Annotated in this window: 17 protein-coding genes; 8 read left to right on the forward strand and 9 right to left on the reverse strand. The window is 71.6% G+C overall.

Going from position 1 to position 21,207, the window contains the following annotated elements; genetic code table 11:
• Positions 1-16: 16 nt before the first annotated feature.
• A complete protein-coding gene (locus B9P64_RS18885; protein ID WP_085317729.1) occupies positions 17-796 on the forward strand; it encodes an enoyl-CoA hydratase in 780 nt (259 codons plus the stop codon).
• Positions 797-1,206: 410 nt separating this feature from the next.
• The gene (locus tag B9P64_RS18890) at positions 1,207-1,713 is read left to right on the forward strand and encodes a PEP-CTERM sorting domain-containing protein (RefSeq protein WP_085317730.1); all 507 of its coding nucleotides are present in this window, start codon (positions 1,207-1,209) and stop codon (positions 1,711-1,713) included.
• A gap of 121 nt (positions 1,714-1,834) precedes the next feature.
• On the opposite strand, the gene B9P64_RS18895 is transcribed toward B9P64_RS18890, so the two are convergent.
• Genes B9P64_RS18895 through B9P64_RS18910 form a run of 4 tightly spaced genes read right to left on the reverse strand, consistent with a single transcriptional unit; the run spans position 1,835 to position 6,454 of the window.
• Positions 1,835-2,677, reverse strand: a complete 843-nt coding sequence (locus B9P64_RS18895) for a phosphatase PAP2 family protein (protein ID WP_139826403.1) — start codon at positions 2,675-2,677, stop codon at positions 1,835-1,837.
• Positions 2,674-4,368 carry an ArnT family glycosyltransferase gene (locus B9P64_RS18900; RefSeq protein ID WP_085317732.1) on the reverse strand — a complete coding sequence of 565 codons (1,695 nt, stop codon included), beginning with the start codon at positions 4,366-4,368 and terminating at the stop codon, positions 2,674-2,676. The genes B9P64_RS18895 and B9P64_RS18900 overlap by 4 nt, the downstream gene beginning before the upstream one ends.
• The gene (locus B9P64_RS18905; RefSeq protein ID WP_085317733.1) at positions 4,365-5,450 is read right to left on the reverse strand and encodes a glycosyltransferase family 2 protein; all 1,086 of its coding nucleotides are present in this window, start codon (positions 5,448-5,450) and stop codon (positions 4,365-4,367) included. The genes B9P64_RS18900 and B9P64_RS18905 overlap by 4 nt, the downstream gene beginning before the upstream one ends.
• On the reverse strand, positions 5,447-6,454 hold the full coding sequence (locus tag B9P64_RS18910; RefSeq protein ID WP_176256890.1) for a lysylphosphatidylglycerol synthase domain-containing protein: 1,008 nt from the start codon (positions 6,452-6,454) through the stop codon (positions 5,447-5,449). The genes B9P64_RS18905 and B9P64_RS18910 overlap by 4 nt, the downstream gene beginning before the upstream one ends.
• Positions 6,455-6,588: 134 nt before the next feature.
• Here B9P64_RS18910 and B9P64_RS18915 point away from each other — a divergent pair, with 134 nt between their 5' ends.
• Positions 6,589-7,536: an AEC family transporter gene (locus B9P64_RS18915; protein ID WP_085317735.1), complete on the forward strand. Its 948-nt coding sequence runs from the start codon at positions 6,589-6,591 to the stop codon at positions 7,534-7,536.
• 12 nt (positions 7,537-7,548) lie between these two features.
• Here B9P64_RS18915 and B9P64_RS18920 read toward each other — a convergent pair whose 3' ends face one another.
• On the reverse strand, positions 7,549-7,905 hold the full coding sequence (locus B9P64_RS18920; protein WP_085317736.1) for a hypothetical protein: 357 nt from the start codon (positions 7,903-7,905) through the stop codon (positions 7,549-7,551).
• A gap of 184 nt (positions 7,906-8,089) precedes the next feature.
• Between B9P64_RS18920 and B9P64_RS18925 the strand changes: the two genes are divergently transcribed.
• On the forward strand, positions 8,090-11,326 hold the full coding sequence (locus B9P64_RS18925) for an ATP-binding protein (RefSeq protein WP_085317737.1): 3,237 nt from the start codon (positions 8,090-8,092) through the stop codon (positions 11,324-11,326).
• On the opposite strand, the gene B9P64_RS18930 is transcribed toward B9P64_RS18925, so the two are convergent.
• Positions 11,293-13,071 carry an NAD(P)-binding protein gene (locus B9P64_RS18930; protein ID WP_176256891.1) on the reverse strand — a complete coding sequence of 593 codons (1,779 nt, stop codon included), beginning with the start codon at positions 13,069-13,071 and terminating at the stop codon, positions 11,293-11,295. The two genes, B9P64_RS18925 and B9P64_RS18930, sit on opposite strands and share 34 nt — an antisense overlap.
• A gap of 115 nt (positions 13,072-13,186) precedes the next feature.
• Positions 13,187-13,696, reverse strand: coding sequence for a hypothetical protein (locus B9P64_RS18935; protein WP_085317739.1), 510 nt, complete (start codon positions 13,694-13,696; stop codon positions 13,187-13,189).
• Between the two features lie 204 nt (positions 13,697-13,900).
• Here B9P64_RS18935 and B9P64_RS18940 point away from each other — a divergent pair, with 204 nt between their 5' ends.
• From B9P64_RS18940 to ampD, 4 genes are all read left to right on the forward strand, one after another.
• On the forward strand, positions 13,901-14,833 hold the full coding sequence (locus tag B9P64_RS18940; protein ID WP_085317740.1) for a DUF808 domain-containing protein: 933 nt from the start codon (positions 13,901-13,903) through the stop codon (positions 14,831-14,833).
• Positions 14,834-14,841: 8 nt separating this feature from the next.
• The gene (locus tag B9P64_RS18945; protein ID WP_176256892.1) at positions 14,842-16,521 is read left to right on the forward strand and encodes a sensor histidine kinase; all 1,680 of its coding nucleotides are present in this window, start codon (positions 14,842-14,844) and stop codon (positions 16,519-16,521) included.
• The gene (locus B9P64_RS18950) at positions 16,518-18,086 is read left to right on the forward strand and encodes a sigma-54-dependent transcriptional regulator (RefSeq protein ID WP_085317742.1); all 1,569 of its coding nucleotides are present in this window, start codon (positions 16,518-16,520) and stop codon (positions 18,084-18,086) included. Before B9P64_RS18945 ends, B9P64_RS18950 begins: the two co-directional genes overlap by 4 nt.
• 68 nt (positions 18,087-18,154) lie before the next feature.
• Complete coding sequence (ampD, locus tag B9P64_RS18955) at positions 18,155-18,751, forward strand: 1,6-anhydro-N-acetylmuramyl-L-alanine amidase AmpD (protein ID WP_217808716.1); 597 nt, start codon at positions 18,155-18,157, stop codon at positions 18,749-18,751.
• Positions 18,752-18,780: 29 nt separating this feature from the next.
• Here the strand turns inward: ampD and prfA are convergent, their stop codons facing one another.
• Together prfA and hemA are read right to left on the reverse strand one after the other, a co-directional pair.
• Positions 18,781-19,857 carry a peptide chain release factor 1 gene (prfA, locus tag B9P64_RS18960; protein ID WP_085317744.1) on the reverse strand — a complete coding sequence of 359 codons (1,077 nt, stop codon included), beginning with the start codon at positions 19,855-19,857 and terminating at the stop codon, positions 18,781-18,783.
• 8 nt (positions 19,858-19,865) lie between these two features.
• Entirely contained in the window at positions 19,866-21,155 is a 1,290-nt protein-coding gene (gene hemA, locus B9P64_RS18965) for a glutamyl-tRNA reductase (RefSeq protein WP_176256895.1), read from the reverse strand.
• Positions 21,156-21,207: the final 52 nt, after the last annotated feature.

Genomic DNA, 21,207 nt, shown 5'->3' on the forward strand with positions numbered 1-21,207 from the left:
CAGGAAAGAACCCGCCATGCCCCTGATCCTGACCCACATCGAAGCCGGCGTGCTGCGCATCGTGCTCAACCGCCCCGAGAAGAAGAACGCGCTCACCGCCGCCATGTACGAGGAGCTGAACGAGGCCTTCGACCGTGCCGCCGCCGAGCCGGACGTGCGCGCCATCCTGTTCGCGGCCGAGGGCCAGGCCTTCTGCGCCGGCAACGATCTGGCCGATTTCCAGGCCAATCCGCCGCGCGGCAGCGAGGCGCCGGTGCTGCAATTCATCCGCAACCTGGCCTGCTGCCAGAAGCCGATGGTCGCGGCCGTGCGCGGCCCGGCGGTCGGCATCGGCACCACGCTGCTGCTGCACTGCGATCTGGTCTATGCCGCCGACGACGCGGTGTTCGCCACGCCGTTCGCGCGCCTGGGCCTGTGCCCCGAAGCCGCATCGAGCCTGCTGCTGCCGCGCATCGCCGGCTATCAGCGCGCCGCCGAAAAGCTGCTGCTCGGCGAACCCTTCGGCGTGGACGAGGCGCTGGAGATGGGCTTCGTCAACCGGCTGGTGCCGCCCGAGGAGCTGCTGCCCTATGCGCTGCGCCAGGCCGCCAAGCTGGTCGCGCTGCCGCCCGAGGCGGTGCGCGCCACGCGCGACTTGCTGCGCGGCATCAGCGGCAAGGGCACGGCCGGCAAGGCGCATGAAGCGCTGCTGGAGCGCATCGACGAGGAAGGCGCGCTGTTCGAGCGCCTGCTCGGCGAGCCGGCCGCGCGCGAGGCCATCGCGGCCTTTCTGGCCGGCCGCAAGCCGGGCGCCTGAACCCCGCAGTTCCCGCGCGAATCCAAGCCTGCTCCGTGATGTGAAACGCGAAAGATTTCACATCGCGATGTAACGCTGACCGGAGTGCGCCGCGCGCCGGCTTGACCACGGCTCCGGATTGCCCTGTGAAATCGGTGAAAACCGATTTCACAGGGCATTTTTCTTATTCGTGTTCAGAAAAATTCCTAGTTAAAACAAGGACTTGATCTTGAACGTGTGTGCGCTAATGCCTTGTCGGGACAGGTCGCATCCATAGACTCGACTCATGCTGACCAACGCTGGCCGGTGGAGTCGCGCGGTCGCCAGATGGGTTGCCAGATGGCCTTGGCAGCTCTCGGGGAGCGGTTTCCGGTCCGGACGCCAATTCTTCGAGCCAGCAGTCCTTCCTCTCGTCCTCCAGGAGCAGTGCAATGCATCTCAGACATGTCGTCGCAGCCTTGGCGCTCGCGGCCGGCACGGCCGGCAGTGCGCAGGCACAGACCTACGACTACTACTTCCAGGCGCCAGTCCTCTCGTCCTTCAACAGCTTCGTCATCGGCAGCTTCACGCTCGGTAGCGGCACCTGGGACGTCACCGGCGAAATCCAGCCGCTGGTGTCCAGCGTGTCGGGCGGCGCCCATCCCACGACCTACTACTACCTGACCATCGGGAACCTCAGCGGCGGTCTCGACACCACCGTGGCCGACCTGGATGCGTCGGCCAACGGCTTCAGCTACTCCGGGCTGGGCGCCGGTACCTACAACGTGATCGCCAGCGGCACGCTCGGCTCGGCCGGTGGCGTACCCACGCTGCCCTACGGCACGGTCACGGCGCAGTTCTCGGCCGTCGCCACGCCCGAACCGGCGCCGATCGCGCTGGCCGGGCTGGGTGTCGCGGCGCTGTTCCTGCGTCGCCGCGCGAGCCGCGAGAAGCGCTGATCGCAAGGCTGCATTCGCCCCGGCTGGCGCCGGGTGCGGGCAGCAGATCAACGCGGTATTCCGCCCGCAGCAAACTCCCGTCACGGCGGGAGGGCGCTGCGGGCGGTTTCGTTTTGAGGCGTCAGCTGGCGCTGGCGGCGGCGCGCGCCGGCTGCCAGACGAAGTCGCGCAGCAGGCAGAACAGCCCGATGACCGCCAGCAGCCGCAGCAGCGGCGTGGCCAGCGCATACGGCGGCCCGAGCCACAGCGCCCAGCCGCACACGCCTGCCAGCAGCAGCACGATGCAGTGATAGGGCCAGAAGCCCAGTCCGCCCTGCCAGCGCCGCAGCAGCCGCGCGGCGACCGCCGTGGCCAGCAACCCGAGCGCCGCGCCACCGAGCGTGTCGACCGGCCAGTGCGCACCGACCGCAACCCGGCTTAGCGCCACCAGCGCCGCCGCGCCCATCAGCAGCGCGCGCAGCCAGCGCTGGCGCACATGCCAGGCCAGCACCGCCGCCGTCACGAAGGCGGTGACGCTGTGACCCGACGGAAAACTCACGCGCTGATACGGCGAGCCGACCAGCCGGAAGGCATCGGCGGCGAGCACGGCCGGCGGGCGCGGCAGGTTGATGACGGGCTTGAGCCCGTGCGTGAACAGCGTGGCGACCAGCGCCGCCACCACCGCAAACCACACCAGCTGCCGGAAGCGATGCGCGAACGGCGCCAGCAGCAGCAGCGCCGGCACGGTGTCGCCGCAATAGGTCAGCAGGCTGAGCGCGCGGTCGGACAGCGGCCGCGCCGCATCGTTGATGACATGGAAGCCGGCGTGATAGCCGGCACCGAGCGTGATGCCGCCGGCCAGCACGGCGCAGACCAGGGCCAGCGCGAGGGCTTCGCGCGCTGCACTGCCAGCCGCCCAGGCCGGCGGCAGCACGGCGCGGCGCGCTTCATGGCGGCTCGCAAGGGCGGCGAGGTAGGCGTTCATTCGGCGGCGCGGGCGGGCGCGGCGGCGGGTGCTGCCAGCGCCGGCGCGGCGGTCGGTGCCGGCGCGGCATTGGCGTCGGCCGGTGCGGCGGGGAGGGCGGCCGGCGCATCCGCCTCGCGCCGCATCAGCAGCACGCCGCCTTGCCGGAACTCCTCGGCGAGCCGCGCCTGCGGGCCGAGATCGCGTTGCAGATCGGCGAGCCGATCGATGCGCAGGAAGGCCCATTCGCCCGGCGCGGGCAGCCGGGCCGGCGTGGCCGCGCCGCGATACACGCTGAAAGTGGGCAGCTTGGTCGCATAGCTCACCACCGTGGCGCCGGCGGCGCGCGCATGCAGCCCGGCCTGCCGCGTGGGCTGCTGCTGGCCGTTGGCGATCGCCGGCACCAGCGCAAACCACACCGCCAGCTGCATCGCGATGCCGACCACCACCAGCCCGCTCAGCGGCGCAAACGCCCAGGCCGCAAAGCCCAGCACCAGCGCCGCCAGCGACACCGCCACATAGCCCGGCCCCACCGCATCGAGCGCGCCGGCCAGCACCGCCGCATCCCAGGTGTGATGCGTGTTGGCCGCCACCGTCGGCAGCCAGAGCGGCACGCTGGCAATCACCGCCAGCACGATCCAGCCCGGCAGCAGCAGCGCCAGCTTGCCGGGCAGCCGCAGCGCCTGCCGCCCGAACAGCACGAACAGCGGCGTGCAGCCGTACAGCAGGTAATGCGGCAACTGGGTGGACGAGAACGAGAACAGCGCCAACACCACGGCAAACCAGCTCAGGCAGTAGCGGTCGAGCGCATCGCCGGCCAGCGCGCGGCGGAAGGCGCCCGGCAGCAGCGAAGTGAACGGCGCCACGATCAGCGGCAGCGTGACCACGTAGTACCAGAGGTGGCCGCCGTGGCCTTCCATCGTGCGGCTGTAGCGGTTGACGTTGTGGTCGAACAGGAAATGCCGGATGAAGTCGCCGTCGTCGGCAAGCCAGCAGGCCACGCCCCAGGGCAGCACCACCGCCAGCACCACCAGCCACGCGGCCCAGTCGAAGCCGGCGCGCAGCCACACGAAGGGCCGGCGCTCCCACAGCGCCCAGACCAGCCCGGCCAGCCCCGGCACGATGACCGCAATCGGTCCCTTGGCCAGCACGCCCAGGCCGATCCACAGCGCGGCGCGCAGCAGCGGCGCGCGCCGGCCGCTTTCAAAATGCCGCCACAAATCCAGCCCGGCGGCCGCCAGCAGCAGATTGAGGATGGCGTCGGCGGTGGCGGCATGGCCGATCAGCGCCGGGATCAGCCCGAGCGCCAGCGACGCCGCTGCCAGCCACGGCGCCTCGGGATAGGACTCGCGCTCGCGCACGAAGCCGAAGGTGATCCACATCCACAGCGTCGCCGCGATCATCGACGGCAGCCGGAACGCGAATTCATGCACGCCGAACAGGCTCACCGACAGGCCCTGCAACCAGTAGCTGAGTATCGGCTTGTCGTAGCGCGGCGCGCCGTCGAGCGTGGTGACGAGGAAGTTGCCGCTGCGCAGCATCTCCAGCGTGGCCTCGCTGAATGCGCCTTCGTCGAGGTCGAACAGCGGCTGCTGGCTGCTGCCGATCCAGAAGCCGGCAAGCGCAAACACCAGTAGCCCGATGAACACCGGCATGCGGCGCGGCAGGCTCGCGCCCAGGCCGCGCTCGGCGGTCGAGAAGATCGCGCTCACCGCAGCGACTCCGGCGCCGGGCTGGCTGCGGCAAGGCCGGCCGAGGCTGCGGCAGCATCGGCCGGCGCGGCCATGCCCGGCAGCACATGCCAGCCGCCGGCGCGCTCGCCGACCGGGCTCGCATCCGTCAGCGGCGTGGGCCGCGTGGGCTGGAACACGCGCGTCAGCATCTCGGCGACCAGCCCGGTGGTGATGAACTGCGCCGCGAACATCAGCAGCAGCATCGCGGTGAAGAACATCGGCCGGCCGCCGATCGGCTCGCCGAGCACCAGCTTCACAAACGCCAGCCAGGTCATCATCGACCCGCCGACAAAGCCGAAGAACAGCCCCAGCCCGCCAAAGAAATGCCCCGGCCGGGCCTGGAAGCGCATGAAGAAGAACACCGTCAGCAGGTCGAGCACCACGCGGAAGGTGCGCGAGATGCCGTACTTGCTCTCGCCCACGGTGCGCGCGTGGTGGGCCACGTCGATCTCGCCGATGCGGCTCGGCGCGGTGACCATCGCCGCCCAGACCGGGATCAGCCGGTGCATCTCGCCGTAGAGGCGCACGCGCTTGATCATCGACGCGCGGTAGATCTTGAGCGAGCAGCCGTAGTCGCTGATGGTGATGCCGGTGATGCGGCCGATCAGCCGGTTGGCGATGCGCGACGGAATCTTGCGCAGCAGCAGCGCGTCCTTGCGGTTGGCGCGCCGGCCGCAGAGCAGGTCGAGCTTGCGGTCGATGAGGGCGCGAACCATCTTGGGGATGTCGGCCGGATCGTTCTGCAAGTCGCCGTCGAGGGTGGCGATGAGTTCGCCGCGCGCCGCGTCGATGCCGGCCTGCATGGCGGCGGTCTGGCCGAGGTTGCGCGCCAGCTCCAGCGGGCGCACATGGTCGCCCCAGCGTGCGCGCGCCTGTTCGGCCTCGGCCTGCGTCGCGTCGCGGCTGCCGTCGTTGACGAGGATCAGTTCCCACGGCCCGGCGTAATCGCCGAGGGCCGCATGCACGCGCTCCACCAGCGGCAGCACATTGCCGGCCTCGTGATAGAGCGGGATGACGATGGACAGCGCCGGCGCGGCTTGCCCGGTGACGGGTGAATTCATGAGTGTTCTTGCGAGGAAAGCCGGGAAGGGATGAGCAGGCTGGCGCCGGTGGCGGCGAGCGCCACGGCCAGCATGAGCAGGTGAAGTTGCACGGCGGCGCCGAGCAGACCGGCGGCTGGGTGGCCGAACGGCGCGAGGCCCAGCAGCACGCCGGTCTCGAAACTGCCGGCGCCGAGCGGCGCATGCACCGGCAGCACGGTGGAAAGATCGCCGCCGATGGCGCCGGCCAGCCCGGCGCCCAGGCCGATGTCGCCGAGCAGCGCCAGCGCGCCGCCGAGTGCGACGAGCTTGAGCCCCCAGGCCAGCCAGGTGAGTGCGATGTCGCGCGCAAACGCCGCCGGCGCCCGGTCGAGCAGCGCCAGCGCCGCCTCAAGCCGTGGCACGCGCCGCGCCAGCCACGGCGCGAGCCGGCGGATCAGCGCCGGCGCCACGGCCGAGCCGGCCAGCGCAGCGAGGCCGCCGAGCCGCGCCACGCCCTCGGCGCCGAGCGCAAACGCCAGCCCGCCGATGCCGGCCAGCGCCTGCAGATCGAGCAGCCGCAGCCACAGCAGCACGCCCAGGCCGCGCGACCGGGGCAGGCCGGCCTCGCGGTTGAGCAGCAGCGGCAGGCCCAGATCGCCGGCGCGCGCCGGCAGCAGCCAGTTGGCCGCGTTGTTCAGCAGCAGGCAGCGCAGCAGGCAGAGGAAGCCGGGCGCGGGCTCGGCAGCGGTGGCAGCCGCAGCGGCGGCGCCGGTGGCAGCGGCGGCGCCGACCGGCGCCAGTAGCTGCTCCAGCCGCAGCGCCCGCAGCGCATAGCTGCCGCCCAGTCCGCCCACGGCCAGCAGCAGCGGCAGCGGCCCGGCGCCGGCCAGCTGGCCGAACAGCGCGCTCCAGCCGACCGTCGCCTCGACCAGCCCGAAATAGCCGAGCAGCACCAGCCCGCCGACGATGGCGCGCGCCAGTTCGTCGCGCGCGGCGCGGAAATCGTCATCGGTCGGAGCGGGGGAGGAGGCCAGGGCTGACACCGTCGGGAACGACGCTCGGTGGGGAGGGAATGCGCCGAAAGCGAGGGACCGCCCGGCGCGCAGGCCGCGATTCTAGGGGCTTCGGCCAGCCGCTCCGTGCTGCAATGGCAGCCCTTTCGCTTCGGGCCGCGCGCATGTCCGCCTTCCTCGACAACCTGCTGCTGGCCTTCCCGCTGTTCGCGCTGGTGCTGCTGGGCTGGTGTCTGGCGCGCTGGTCGGGCTGGGGCGACGACATGGCCCGGACGCTGCTGCGCTTCGTGTTCTCGATCGGTCTGCCGGCGCTGCTGTTCCGGCTGATGGCCGGGCTGTCCAAGCTGCCGCCGGTCGATGGCCGGCTGCTGGCGGCCTATTTCGGCAGCGTGTTCGTGGTGTTTGCGCTGGCGCGGCTGGCGGCCTGGAAGGGCTTTGGCCTGGACGGCGAGGCGCAGTCGGTGTTTGCGCTGGGCGGCGTGTTTCCCAACAACGTGATGCTCGGCATTCCGCTCGCGCGGGTGCTGCTCGGCGATGCGGCGCTGCCCGGCGTGGCGCTGGTGCTGGTGTTCAACTCGCTCACGCTGTGGACGCTGGTGACGGTGTCGGTCGAATGGTCGCGCCACGGCGCGGTGTCGCCGGCCGGCTTTGCCAAGGTGGTCAAGAGCGTGCTGACCAATCCGCTGGTCGCGGCGATCCTGCTCGGCAGCCTGTTCGGCACCACGCGGCTCGATCTGCCCCGGCCGCTCGACGCCACGCTGGCGATGATCGGCGAGGCCGCCGCGCCGCTGTCGCTGATCGCGCTCGGCATGGGCATCGTCGAATACGGGCTGCGCGAGGCGCTGGGCCAGTCGCTGGCGATCGCCGGCTTCAAGCTGCTGGCCCAGCCGCTGGTGGCGCTGGGCATTGCGCTGGCCACCGGTCTGGGCGAGATGGAAACCGCCGTCGCGGTGCTGATGACCTCGCTGGCGACCGGCTCCAATGTGTATTTGATGGCGCAGCAGTTCGGTCGCATGCAGGGCGCGGTGGCCGGCGCCATCGTGCTGGGGACGGCGCTCGGCGCCATCACCACGCCGCTTGCCATCACGCTGGTGCGGCTGGCGCAGGGCTGAGCGACGGGCGCTTCAGCCGCGGCCGGCGTGGAAGGCGTCGGCATTGCTGGCCGCAGTCGCGGGCGCGGCCACGCGGCCCGGCCGGCCGACCGGCGTGATGGCGCGGCGCTCGCCGCGCGCCGGCAGCGGCTGCATTGACGGCGCCGACTGCGCGGCCGATGCCGACGGCGCAGCCGGCGTGGCTGGCGACAGCGGCGGCGGCGCGACCGGCAGTGGCGTTCTGGCCTGCATGGGGCTGGCGGCGGCGCGGCCGCGTTGCGGCGCGCTGGCGGCCCGGCCGCGCGCGACCAGCCCGGCGGAGGGGCTCGGGGTGCGGGCGGCAAGGCGGTACAGGCCGGGACGGCCGAAGTGGGGCGATTGGATGGGCATGGCGGCTTCCTGTCTGCGTTCGCGGGGCGATCCTCGTGGCGCCTCGTCGTGGCGCAGACACTAGGCGGCACAGGTAAAAGCCGCAGCTTTTGTGCGGTATCAGTTTGGTATCCCGGTTTTACCTGCTGCCCTGCCGCATTCCCGAGTCCAATCCGCGGTTCGACCTGCAAAGCCGGACTGGACCATGGAACCGAGTTGCGAACCCAAGGCTGCCGTACTCGATGGCCGGATCGTGCTGAACCCCGAGGCGCTCAAGGCGCACCGGCGCCGGCTCGGCCTGAGCCAGGACGGCCTGGCCGATCTCTGCTTCGAGCGCCGCGCGGTGGTGTCCATCGCCTCGATCAAGCGCGCCGAGAGCGGCCGCTCGGTGCTCTACCGTACGGCGCGCAATCTGGCGCGCATCTATCAGGTGGAGGTCGAGGCGCTGGTCGAGCCGGCGGCGGCGCTGGCGCTGGCGGCCGCACTGCCTGCCACCGTTGCCGCAGCCGACGATGACGCCGCCGAGCTGCGCACCGTGGTGGCGCTGCGGCTCGATCCGCCGCCGCCGGCCGCGCTGGCGCCGGCCTGTGCCGCGCTGGTCACGCAGTTCGGCGGCCAGCTGCTGCCGGCCGGCGCCGGCGGCTTTGCCGTCTTCGGTCTGCCGCGCGCCTTTCGCAGCGATGCCGAGCGCGCGCTGCGCAGCGCCATCGCGCTGGCCCGGCTGCTGCACGACGCCGGCCAGCGCATCGAGCTGGGGCTGGCCGGCTGGCCCGGGCCGGCGGCCGCGCCCGATGCGCCGCCGGCCGATCTGGCGCTGCGCGGCAGTGCCGTGCTGCTGCGCAGCAGCCTCGCGCCGCTGCTGCGCGACCGCTTTCTGTTCGAGCCGGCCGGCGCCGACTGGCTGCTCTGGCGCGGCGAGCGCAGCGACGACCTCGACCGCGAACTGCCGCTCTGCGGCCGCCATCTGGAGGTGAGCCATTTCAAGTCGATCGCCGAGGCGGCGGTGCGCGACCAGTGGGGCCATGTGGTCTATGTGCGCGGCGTGGCCGGCATCGGCAAGTCGCGGCTGACCGCCGAATGCCGCGAGATCGCCCAGCAGAGTGGGCTGAGCGTGCATCAGGGCAATGTGCTCGACTTTGGCGGCGAGGGCGGCCTGTCGGCGCTGGCCGCGCTGGTCGAGGGCCTGCTCGGCGGCGCCGATGCCCAGCTCGGCGCGGCGCTGGCCATGCTGCCGGTCGAGGCGGCCTGTGCGCTGCGTCCGCTGCTCGGGCTGCCGCAGCCAGCCGGACTGGCCGGCGTCGATGTCGCGCTCGGCTATGAGCAGCGCATGGCGCGGCTGCGCGATGCCGTCGGCCATCTCATCCTGCAAGTGGCGGTGCGGCAGCCGCTGCTGCTGGTGCTGGAGGACATCCACTGGGCCGACCGGCCGCTGTTCGAGCTGCTCGGCGGTCTGATCCACGACCTGCGCGAGGCGCCGGTGCTGTGGCTGCTGACCTCGCGCCATGAGCGCGATCCGCTCGACAGCCAGCTGCGCCCCGGGCTGGCCGATGCCGCGCTCACCCTGCTCGATCTGGCGCCGCTGCGCGCCACCGAGGCCGCCGCGCTGGCGGCGCAGTTCGACGCCGCCGATGCCGACTGGCGCGAGCGCTGCGTGGCCCAGGCCCAGGGCAATCCGCTGTTCCTGACCCAGCTGCTGCACGGCAAGCGGCTGGGCGCCGTGCCCGACAGCCTGCGCAATCTGGTGCAGACCAAGTTCGACGAGCTTTCGCGCAGCGACTGCCGCACGCTGCGCGCCGCCTGCGCGATCGGGCCGCGCTTCGGGCTGGCGCTGCTGCGCCAGGTGATCGACGAGCCCGACTACCAGCCCGAGCTGCCGCTGCGCCAGCATCTGCTGCGCGCGCTTGGCGGCGGCGACTACGGCTTTGTGCACGACCTGATCCAGCGCGCCATCCATGACGCCATGCCCGCGGCCCAGCGCTGCCAGCTGCACCGGCGCATCGCCGCCGCCTATGCCGGTAGCGACGCCATGCTGCATGCGCTGCATCTGCACCGCGCCCGCGATGCCGCCGCGCCGGCCGCGCTCGCCGCCGCCGCGCGCGACAAGCTGGCGCTGCATCAGTACCCGGCCGCGCTCGAACTGGCGCGTGCCGGCGTCGCGGTGGATTACGCGCCGACCGATCCGGTGGCCGCGCATCTGCTGTGCGGCGAGATCGCCGCGCGCCACGGCCTCACGCAGGAGGCGCACGACCGGTTCGCCGCCGCCCACGACCAGGCCGGCGATGTCGGCCAGCGGCTCGCGGCGGCCGTGGGGCTGGCGCGCATGCTCAATCTGCTGGAGCGGCTCGATGCCGAGGAGCGGCTGATCGACACCAGCCTGCCGCTGGCCCAGGCCGCCGGCGAATCGGCCCGGCTGGCCGAGCTGCACTACCTCAAGGGCAATCTGTACTTCCCGCGCGGCGACTTCGCCACGCTGCGCCATCACCAGTCCGAGGCGCTGCGCCATGCGCGCGGCGCCGGCGCGGTCGAGACCGAGGCGCGCGCGCTCAGCGGCCTGGGCGACTCGTATTACGCCGAAGGCCGCATGACCACCGCCGCCAGCGTGTTCCGCGACTGCCTGGCGCTGTGCGAGCGCCACGGGCTGGTCGAGATCGAGGCGGCCAACCGCTTCATGCTCGGCACCGTGCGGCTGTATGCCAACCAGACCGAGCTGGCGCTGGCCGATGCGCTCGCCTCGGCCGAGATCGGCAGCCGCGCCGGCAACCGCCGCGCCACCGTCGTCTCGCGGCTGACCGCCGGCTGGGCCTGGCTGTCGCTCGGCCGGCCCGACGCCGCGCTGCCCGAGATCGAGGCCGCGCTGGCGCTGGCGCTCGAACTCGGCGTCGCGCGCTTCGAGCCCTTTCTGCTCGAAAGCCGGGCCCGGGCGCACTGGATGCGCGGCGCTTCCGAGGCTGCCCGCGCCGACATCCGGCGCGCGCGAGCTGGTCGAGCAGTTGCGCATCGCCAGCTTCATCGGCCCCTGGGTGCTGGGCACGCTGGCGCTGCTGAGCGATGCCGCGGCCGAGCGCGACCAGGCCATCGCCGCCGGCAATGCGCTGTTGGAAGGCGGCTGCGTCGGTCACAACCACTACCGCTTTCGCGTCGCCGCCGCCGAAAGCTGCCTGATCCACGGCGATGTGGCCGGCGCGCGCGCCCAGGCCGAGGCGCTGCACCGGCACACCCTGGCCGAAGGCTGCGCCTGGGCCGATCACCACATCGCGCTGATCGGCGCCGGTGCCGATGCGGCCGAGCGGCGACCCGGCGCGGCCGAGCGGCTCGGCCAGCTGCGTGCGGCGGGGCTGGCCGCCGGGCTGGCCGGCGTGATGCCGCGCTTCAACACCCTGCCGGGCTGAACCGGAGCGCATCCGGGCATCAGCCGACCCGTGCGCCGGGGCCGGCGCCGTAGATCAGCTCGGCCAGCCGCTCGGCCTGCTCGATGCATTGCTCATGCAGGCCGGCGCCCAGCATCCAGCCACCGGTGAACAGGATCGGCTGCGCCAGCGCAGCGCCGTCGAGCAGCCGATGCGCGCCCACGCTGGCGTTGAACTGGGCCATCTGGCGCTGCACCTTCAGGCAGTTGGCATCGAGCACGTTGTGCTTGAACAGTGTCCAGGCCTTGTCCGGGGCATAGCCGGCGCCGCCGCTGGCGGCTTGGCCGCGCGCGCAATCGCGGTAGCCGCTGGCGCCCGCCGCCACGCCGGCCTGGGCATGACGCTGATGCGCGGCCGGCGCCACCCGGTCGAGCACCAGCGCCTCGGGGATGACATCGGCCCGGTTGAGCAGCGACACGAAGTACTCGGGCAGGCCGGCCGCGTCGTAGACCGGATTGGCCGGATCGTTCTGGTGGTAGTTGACGACGTAGTCGATGCGGTAGCCGTCGCCATAGTTCTTGCGCACCGGGATGTTGTAGGTGCGCCAGGCCGCGCGGTCGCGCGGCAGCCGGTGGCTGTCGGTATGGCAGACGGCATAGCTGGCGGTGTAGCGCAGGCTGGCCAGCAGCTCCGGCACGCTCGCCTCGCCCACGCGCGGCGGATTGGCGCCGAACGCGATCAGGTCGAGCGCGTTGTCGGCATGCACCGCGCTGATGACCAGATCGAAGCGCTCGCCGGGTTCGCCGGGCTGGCGCCGGCCGTCGGCATCGAGCCGATGCACGACCGCCTTCCCGTCGGCCAGCTCGACCTGCACCGGGCAGCCGGTGAACGAGGCGTAGCGCACCGCCGCGTCGGAGCTGTTGACCAGCCAGCGGTCGAGGGTTTCGAGCCAGCGGTGGGCGCCGAAGTCGAAGTAGCAGCGATAGGGCTGCTCCTTGCCGCCCTCCTGCACCTTGTAGTACTGGAACGGCGAGCGCAGCGGCATCGTGCCCGGCCCCTCGGGATCGGCGAAGTACATCGCGCCGATGCGCGGATAGAGGATGTCGTCGGCGGCCTGCTGCACCAGCTGGCGCACCCGGGCGTCGTCGGCCGGCAGCGGCGCGAGCGGCGGCAGATAGGGGTCGGCTGCGCCGAGGCTGGCCTGACGCTGCTCTTCGATCAGCATGGCGGCGGTGGCGCGCAGCGGCGCGAGGTCGCGCAGCGTGTCGCGCAGGAAGTCGTCGACCGTGTAGTCGTCGCCGACCTCGCCCGGTCCCGGCGGGCCGTCGTTGGCGGGCACCTTGTCGAGCCCGAGCCGGTACAGCGCGCTGAAGCCGGTGAGCAGGCCGGCGTTGGGCTCGCTGCCGAGCCGCATGCGCGACTGGCTCACGCCCTGGCTCAGGCCGGCGTCGTCGGTGAGCGTGACGCTGCCGTCGGCGGCGGTGTAGGAGGCGGTGTCGAGCAGCGGCTTCATCTCGACATGCAGGTTGAAGCCCACGGTCTGCATCATCGCGACCATGCGCTTGTAGGCGCTGAGGTTGGCGTCGTTCACGCCGAGGTCGGCCCAGCGGTGGAACGGCTCGCTCGGGCCGGCGTCGGCATCGCGGCCGTAGTGCCGGCCGAGCTCGACGACCACCGTGTCGGCATTGCCGCCGAGGCCGGGCAGGCGTTCGAACAGCTGAATGTCCAGCGGCCGGCCGCCGCTGCCGGCACGGCGCTGCTTGAGCTGGTAGGCGGCGGCCAGGCCGGAGATGCCACCGCCGACGATGGCGATGCGAAGGGCTTGCTGCTCTTGCGACATGTCTGGGCTCCTGTGAGGACTGCGATCGGATGGCGTCACTGTCGGGCCGCCGCCGGCCGGCGGCGCGGCACAAGCCGGCACTGCCGCGCGACTGATACCGAACTGATCCGGCGGCTCAGAGGCGGCCCGGCGCCAGTCCGCTCCAGTCGGCATTGATCGCCGGCATGCCGGCTTGCGGACCGAAGCGGCGCAGCTCGCCGGCCTGGCGCGAGCGCGCGTTCAGGCGCTGGGCGCGCCAGCCGCTGGCCTGTTCCCGTGCCGGCAGCAGCGCCAGCGCGGCCTGGGTCGCGTCGATGGCCATCGCCACGCAGGCCAGTTGATGCGCGAGCTCGTCGCGGCCGGCGGCGCTGGCCTGCGCGCCCAGGTCCACGGCCAGGCCGCGCTCGGCGGCGAGCAGCGCATGCAGCAGCCGGTCGAGCCGACCGGTCAGCGCGGCGGCATTTTCGGCGCCGGTCGGCAGGCGGTCGCCGGCGTCGGCGCCGACCCAGGGCGCGAGGCGGGCGCGCGCCACGCCGCTGTAGCCGCCGCCAGCGGGCAGGCAGCGGGCGAGTTCATCGCCCCACAGCGTCAGGCGGGCGAGGGCGAAGCCGAGTTCGGTCGAGTCGAGGCGGGCGGTGGCGGTCATGGCGGTTTCCTGGTGCGTTCGGGCCGGTGCCGGGCGGTGGCCGGCGCGATTTGTGTGTGAGCCAAGACTAGGCAAGTCGCCTGGTGCCCGACAGTGCCGGGCGGTATCAACGGGGTATCAGTTCCTGGAGCCGCCGCAGCCCGCGTGGTGGCGGGATATGAGAGATTCCGCGCCACCCCTTTCCCCGCGCACGGAGCCCACCGCATGGCCGCATCCAGCCTGCTTGCCCTCATCGACGACATTGCCAGCGTGCTCGACGACGTGGCCCTGCTCACCAAGGTGGCAGCCAAGAAGACGGCCGGCGTGCTCGGCGACGATCTGGCGCTCAATGCCCAGCAGGTCACCGGCGTCGCCGCCGACCGCGAGCTGCCGGTGGTCTGGGCGGTCGGGCTCGGCTCGCTGCGCAACAAGGCCATCCTGGTGCCGGCGGCGCTGCTCATCAGCGCGGTCGCGCCGTGGCTGGTGACGCCGCTGCTGATGGTGGGCGGCGCCTTCCTGTGCTTCGAGGGCTTCGAGAAGCTGGCGCACAAGTTCCTGCATCCGGGCGCCGAAGCCGCCGCCGAGCGCGAGGCGCTGACGCGCGCCGCCGCCGATCCGGCGCTCGATCTGGTGGCCTACGAGAAGGACAAGATCCAGGGCGCGATCCGCACCGACTTCATCCTGTCGGCCGAGATCATCGCCATCACGCTCGGCGCGGTGGCCGACGCGGCCTTCCTCACCCAGGTGACGGTGCTGATCGGCATCGCGCTGCTGATGACGGTGGGCGTCTACGGCTTCGTCGCCGCCATCGTCAAGATCGACGACGCCGGCCTGTGGCTGATGCGGCGCGGCGGTGCCGGCGCGGGTCTGGGCCGGCTGATGCTGGCCGGCGCGCCCTGGCTCATGAAGGGGCTGTCGGCGGCCGGCATGGTGGCGATGTTTCTGGTCGGCGGCGGCATCCTGGTGCACGGCGTGCCGGCCGCCCATCACTTCGAGGAGGTGCTGTCGGCCGGCGTGCGCCATTGGCCGGCCGGCGCGCTGTTCAGCGGACTCGCGCCGATGGCCTTCAACGGCGCGGTCGGCATCGTGGCCGGCGCCGTGGTGCTGGCCGGCGTCACGCTGGTCAACAAGCTGCGCGGCGCGCCCGCCCACGGCTGATGCAGGCAGTGCCGACCCCGCCGACGGCCCAGCTGTTCGGCAGCGAGGATCCCGACCAGCTGGCGCTCAAGCGCGCGCGCGTGGTCTGCGTGGTGCGCTGCGTGCTGGCCTTCGGGCTCACGGCGCTGGCGTCGGCGCAGCGGCTGTATGTGGCCAGCACGCCGCTCGGCGTGGCGACGCTCATCCTCTACTGCTGCTTCTCGCTGGCGGCGCTCAACATCGTCTATCTGCGGCCGGGCTCGGCGCGGCTGCAAACCCGCATCGGCGTGGTCGCCGATCTGGTCGCCGTCGCGCTGCTGCAATCGGTGGCGGGCGGGGTGCGCAGCGGGCTGGTGGCGCTGTACTTCTCGCCGCTGGTCACGTCCTCGCTGCTGCTGGAGCGCTCGTTCGCGCTGCTGGTGGCGGCGGTGGTCAGCATCGCGATCATCGGCGACACCGTGGTGCGCGACGTGGTGGCGGCCGGCGATGTGCCCTATCTCGAATCGGGCCTGCTCGGCGCGACGATGTTTGCGGTGGCGCTGGTGCTGGCCCAGCTGGCGCAGCGGGTGCGCTCGCAGGAATCGCTGGTGGCGGCCACGGCGGCCGAGCTGAATGCCCAGTTCCGCGTCAGCGCCACCGTGATCCAGGAGATGCCGCAGGGCGTGCTCATCCTCGGCGCCGATGCGCGGGTGCAGCTGTCCAATCCGGCGGCGCGCCGGCTGCTCGGGCGCGAGCTGGATGCGCTCGAAGGCCGCACCATCACGCCCAACGGCGGCCACTGGTGGGAGCTGGCCGCGCTGCTCCAGGCCTGGACCCGCAGCCAGCCCGGCGGCCTGCCGCCGTTTGCGCTGCTCACCCTGCCCAACGAGGCGATCCCGGCGGCGGCGCACGGCAAGCGCCAGCTGCGGCTGCGGCCGGTCGGGCTGGCCGGCGCCGCGCCCGCCGGCGAGGCGCCGCTGATCGTCTTCATCGACGATCTGGCCGAGGCCGAGACCCGCGCCACCCAGCTCAAGCTGGCGTCGATGGGGCGGCTGACGGCCAGCATCGCGCACGAGATCCGCAATCCGCTCGCCGCCATCGCGCATGCCAATGCGCTGCTCGGCGAGCAGGCCGATCCGGCCGATGCGCGGCTGCACGGCATCGTGGCCGACAACGCGCTGCGCATCGACCGCATCGTCGAGGACATCCTCTCGGTGTCGCAGAGCATGCGCATCGATCCCGAGGTGTTCCGGCTGCGCGAAGCCATCGAGACGGTGCTGGCCGAGCAGCTGCCCGGCAGCGCCGCCGAGCGCGCCCGGGTGCGGGTCGATGTGCCGGCCGACGCCCGGCTGCGCTTCGACCGGCTGCATTTCGCGCGCATCGTCTCCAACCTGCTGTCGAATGCGCTGCGCTATGCCAGCGCCGCGCCGGGCGCGGTCAGCATCACGCTGCGGCCGCTGCCCGGCGCGCCGCTGCTGGTGGTGGCCGACGACGGCCCCGGCGTCGCGCCCGAGCATCTCGGCAAGCTGTTCGAACCCTTCTTCACCACCCACCGCAAGGGCACCGGCCTGGGCCTTTATCTGTCGCGCGAACTGGCCATTGCCAACGGCGCGGCACTGGCCTTGCAGACCGACGCCGGCGAGGCGCGCGGCGCCAGCTTTGCGCTGCGCCTGCCGCCGGCCGCCGACAAGGATCCGGCGGCACGACCGCCCGCACAGGAAGCCACATGACCAGCAAAGGACGGCAGCCGCAGCGCGTGCTCATCGTCGACGACGAGCCCGACCTGCTCGAACTGCTCGAACTCACCCTCATCAAGATGGGCCTCGATGTCGATGCGGCGCTCACGCTCGAACGCGCGCGCGAGCTGCTCCAGCAGCGCGGCTATGCGCTCTGCCTGACCGACATGCGGCTGCCCGACGGCGACGGCATCGACCTGGTGCGCCATGTGGCCGAGCAGTTCCCGGCGCTGCCGATCGCCGTGCTCACCGCCTTCGGCAGCGCCGAAAGCGCGGTCGCGGCGCTCAAGGCCGGCGCCTTCGACTACCTGTCCAAGCCGGTCGCGCTCGACCAGCTGCGCGCCACCGTCAGCTCGGCGCTGCGGGTGCGCGACGACAGCGCGCCGGTCACCGTGCGCGCCAGCGCCGATGTCAAGGTCTGGCTCATCGGCCGCTCGGCCGCGATGGAGCGGCTGCGCCAGCTGGTGGTGCGGCTGGCTTGCAGCATGGCGCCGGTGGCGATTCACGGCGAATCGGGCGCCGGCAAGGAAGTGGTGGCGCGCACCATCCACCAGTGCAGCGCGCGCGCCCACAAGCCCTTTGTCGCGGTCAATTGCGGCGCGATTCCCGAAACCCTGATGGAGGCCGAATTCTTCGGCTATCGCAAAGGCGCATTCACCGGCGCCGACAGCGACCGCGAAGGCTTTTTCCAGGCCGCCCAGGGCGGCACGCTATTGCTCGACGAAGTCGGCGAATTGCCCTTGTCGATGCAGGTGAAACTGCTGCGCGCGATCCAGGAACGGCGCATTCGCAAGCTCGGCGGCAATGCGGAAGAAGCGGTCGATGTGCGCATCATCAGCGCCACTCACCGCAATCTGGTCGCGCATGTGGCCGAAGGACTGTTCCGCTCCGATCTGTTCTATCGCCTCAATGTGCTTGAGCTGAATGTGCCGGCATTGCGCGAGCGAAAGGAAGATCTCGACGATCTGGTCGACACGATTCTGCTGCGGCTGGCCGAGCGCGAAAGAACTGCGCCCAAGCGGCTTTCGGCGGCGGCGCTGGCCATGCTTCATGCCTATGACTTTCCGGGCAATGTGCGCGAGCTGGAAAACATTCTCGAGCGCGCCAGCGCATTGAGCGTCGGCACCGAAATCGATTCGCTCGACATGGCCATGCCCAATTCGGCGCCGACGCTGCCGGTGGCCAATGCGGCGCCCGCCTGGGCTGCCGGCGAACCGGGCGAATGGATCGGTCCGGCCAGCGTGCCGAGCCTGCCGCCGGCGCCGCAGCTCGCCGAACCATCCGCCGCGCCGCGTGCCGCGACCGAGCTGCCACCGCTCGACTGGCCGACGATTCCGTCCTCGGGCGGCACGGCGGCGGCAGCGGCCGATGGCATGCCGTCGCCGGCCGGGCGGGTGAGTTTTCCGCTGTCGCTGCCCGAGCATCTGGAGCGCATCGAGCGCGACATCATCGGCCAGGCGCTGGAGCAGACCCAGTTCAATCGCACGGCGGCGGCGCGATTGCTCGGGCTGACATTTCGGCAATTGCGCTATCGCATGCAGCAACTGGATATCGGATGAGCGCCGAATCGCCCGGATCGGAATTGCCTGCCGCCGGATTGCCCTCGCCTGAATTGCCCCTGCCGCAATTGTCTGCCGCCGATTGCGCAATCGACGCCGCCGGCCTGTGCGCCGCCGCGCAGCAATTCGCTTCGCCGCATTGCAATTCGCGGCCCGAAGGCCAGGCGGTGGAATTGATCGTGCTGCACAACATCAGCCTGCCGCCCGGGCAGTTCGGCGGCGATGAGGTGCGCGATTTCTTTCTGGGCCAGCTCGATCCGCGTGGCGATGCGTTTCTGCAATCGATTCTGCCGCTGCGGGTGTCGGCGCATCTGTTCTTGCGCCGCGACGGTTCGCTGCTGCAATTCGTGCCGCTCGGGCAACGAGCCTGGCATGCGGGCGTATCGAACTGGCGCGGGCGCGACGGCTGCAACGATTTCTCGATCGGCATCGAGATCGAGGGCAGGGATTCGCTGGCTTATGACGCGCGCCAGTACGCGGCATTGGCGCCCTTGCTGCGCGCGATCGCGGCGGCATTTCCGATTGCCGGCGTGACCGGGCATGAGCACATCGCGCCCGGCCGCAAGACCGATCCGGGCCCGGCCTTCGACTGGGCGCGGGCGCAGCGCGAGTCGGGCTTGCCGGCGGCCTGGTTCGCCGAGGCACTGGGCGGTGGCGCGCGCTGAAATCAGGCCGCGCCGAGCCATTTAGTCCGTCAGTCCTGCCCGAGCGCGGCCAGCTGCTCCGCCTGATGCTCGCTGCGCAGCGCCGCCGTCACCTCGTCCAGTTCGCCGGCCATCACGCCTTCCAGCCGGTAGAGCGTGAGGTTGATGCGGTGATCGGTCAGCCGCCCCTGCGGGAAGTTGTAGGTGCGGATGCGCTCGCTGCGGTCGCCGCTGCCGACCAGGCTCTTGCGCGTCGCGGCCTCGCGGCCCTGCTGCTCGCGCACGCGCAGGTCGCGCAGCCGCGAGGCCAGCACCTTCATGGCCTTGTCCTTGTTGCGGTGCTGCGAGCGGTCGTCCTGGCATTCGGCCACCAGCCCGGTCGGCAGATGGGTGATGCGCACCGCCGATTCGGTCTTGTTGATGTGCTGGCCGCCGGCACCCGACGCGCGGAACACGTCGATGCGCAGCTCGTCGGGCGCGATCTGCACGTCGACCTCGTCGGCTTCGGGCAGCACGGCCACGGTGCAGGCCGAGGTGTGGATGCGCCCTTGCGTCTCGGTCGCCGGCACGCGCTGCACGCGGTGCGCGCCGCTCTCGAACTTGAGCTGGCTGTAGGCGCCGTCGCCCTCGATGCGCACGATGACTTCGCGGTAGCCGCCCAGCTCCGATTCCGAGGCGGACATGACCTCGCAGCGCCAGCCCTGGCGTTCGGCATAGCGCAGATACATGCGCAGCAGGTCGCCGGCGAACAGCGCGCTCTCGTCGCCGCCGGTGCCGGCGCGGATTTCGAGCAGCACGGGGCGATCGTCGTTGGGGTCGCGCGGCAGCAGCAGGGTTTGCAGCTCGCGCTCGGTGGCGTCGATGCGCTCGCGCGCCGAGTCCACCTCGGCAGCGGCGAATTCGCGCAGCTCGGGGTCGCGCAGCATGTCTTCGGCGGCAGCGAGGTCGGCGCCGGCGGTCTTCCAGTCGCGGTAGCGCGCGACGATGGCGCCGAGTTCGGCGTTCTCGCGCGTGAGGCGACGGTATTGCGTCATGTCGCGCGTGACGTTCGGGTCTTGCAGCGCGAGTTCGATCTCGCTCAGGCGGACGCAGAGCTGGTCCAGCCTGGCCTGCATCGAGGCCTTCATGAGACCGCCTAGCGTCGACGGCCGCGGGGCAGCGGTTCGAGCGGAAAGAGTTGCGGGACGGCGTCAAGCAGGCGTTCGCGCGGCTCGCCGGTGGCTTCGTTGAGCGCGGCGAGCGGGCGATGCATGAACTTGTTGGTGAGGCGGCGCGCGAGCTGCTCCATCACTTCGTCGGGCGCATGGCCGGCGGCCAGCAGACGGCGGGCGCGCGCGAGTTCTTCGGCCTGCAGCTGCTCACCGGCCTCGCGCACCTGGTTGATGGTGGGCACGTTGCCGCGCCGCTCCAGCCAGTTCATGAAGCCCTGCACGCGGGTCTCGATGATGGCTTCGGCCTGGGTGACGGCGAGCTGGCGCTGATTCATGCCGGCGCGCACCGCCTCGCCGAGGTCGTCGACCGTGTAGAGGTAGACGTCGGGCATGCGCGCGATTTCGGGCTCGATGTCGCGCGGCACCGCCAGATCGACCATGAAGACGGGCTTGTGGCGCCGCGTCTTGAGCGCGCGCTCCATGAGGCCGAGGCCGATGATCGGCAGCGTCGACGCGGTGCATGAGACGACGATGTCGAATTCGGCGATGCGGGCGGGCAGGTCGCTCAGGCGCATCGCGCTGGCGCCGAACTTCTCGGCCAGCGCATGGCCGCGTTCGAGCGTGCGGTTGGCGATGACGATGCTGCGCGGGCGCTGGGCCGCGAAGTGCGTGGCGGTCAGGTCGATCATCTCGCCCGCGCCCACGAACAGCACGTTCAGCTCGTCGATGCGCGGATAGATGCGCTGCGCGAGCCGTACCGCCGCCGCCGCCAGGCTGATGGAGTGGGCGCCGATCTCGGTCTGCGTGCGCACTTCCTTCGCGACGGCAAAGGTGCGCTGGAACAGCTGGCCGAGCATGGAGCCGAGCGCGCCTTCGGCTTCGGCGGTGCGCGCGGCCTGCTTCATCTGGCCGAGGATTTGCGGCTCACCGAGCACCATCGAGTCGAGCCCGCTGGCCACGCGGAAGGCGTGGCGCACGGCCTGTTCCTGCGGCAGCGTGTAGAGATGGCTGACGAGTGCGTGCTGATCGAGCTTGTGCCAGTCGGCCAGCCAGCCACCGATGCGCGCGGCGTCCATGTCGCAGGTGGACGCGCAGTACAGCTCGGTGCGGTTGCAGGTGGAGACGATGGCGACTTCAGGCGCCGAGCGCGAGAAGACGGAACGCAGGGCGGCAAGTGCCGCGCCGAGCGTTTCGGGCGTGAAGCTGACGCGTTCGCGAATCGCGACGGGTGCAGTGTTGTGATTGAGCCCGAGGGCGAGTATCGACATGGCCAGTCAATCGAGCGAAGGCTTGCGCACAACGCCAGATTCTATTGCGCGCAGATGC

It is taken from the genome of Derxia lacustris (assembly GCF_002105195.1).
GTDB classification, from domain to species: domain Bacteria; phylum Pseudomonadota; class Gammaproteobacteria; order Burkholderiales; family Burkholderiaceae_E; genus Derxia; species Derxia lacustris.